Origin of the sequence: Grimontia sp. AD028 (assembly GCF_000973155.1) — a bacterium.
Taxonomy (GTDB): Bacteria; Pseudomonadota; Gammaproteobacteria; order Enterobacterales; family Vibrionaceae; genus Enterovibrio; species Enterovibrio indicus.
Genome location: NZ_LASY01000161.1, coordinates 1 through 536, shown reverse-complemented (window position 1 = coordinate 536; position 536 = coordinate 1). Strand labels below are relative to the sequence as shown.

Annotated in this window: 1 protein-coding gene; it reads left to right on the top strand. The window is 40.9% G+C overall.

Annotation, left to right across the window (positions count from 1 at the left end):
• Positions 1 to 214: hypothetical protein (locus RN22_RS25510; RefSeq protein WP_231590963.1), on the top strand; the 214-nt coding region annotated here is incomplete at its 5' end.
• Between the last annotated feature and the right edge of the window lie 322 nt (positions 215 to 536).

Here is a 536-nt window from a genome sequence, read left to right as displayed (position 1 = left end):
TGGTAACACAATCCTTGCATTACCTGCTCTTCCTGAGCTGCCAAGTTCCGTGGCGTTAGTTCCTGTTCCGTGTGTCAGTATCCTTCCGACACCGCAAAGATTACGCGAACCAATTTCCAAAACAACCAACCCCAAGGTGATTAAACTCACACTTTTATACAGAGTTAGATACGATATTGTTATCTTGTTGTTTTTAAAAGAATTAAAAAATTGAACTTTCTGAAAATCTCACGGTAAAACAGCGCAATCCCACGCACTTGTAAGAGATCTCTCACAAGCTTGTAAGTCATCGCCACGGAATAAACATACTATTCTGTAAAGCAGAAATGAGAAAGATCAGTATATATCTCTAAATTGTTATCAACATGTAGTCAGTTTTACGAGCTTTTAGAGAAAAGAGAAGAATATCCTGACGCAGGCATAAGATGGGAGGTAACTGGGTACTGCATGGTTTGGGTGGTATCGGAATATAGAGTCAAGCTCTTGGCTCTTCCTAGAACTGGCTGTTAATCCCCCAAAAAGAACGGGCGCGACTT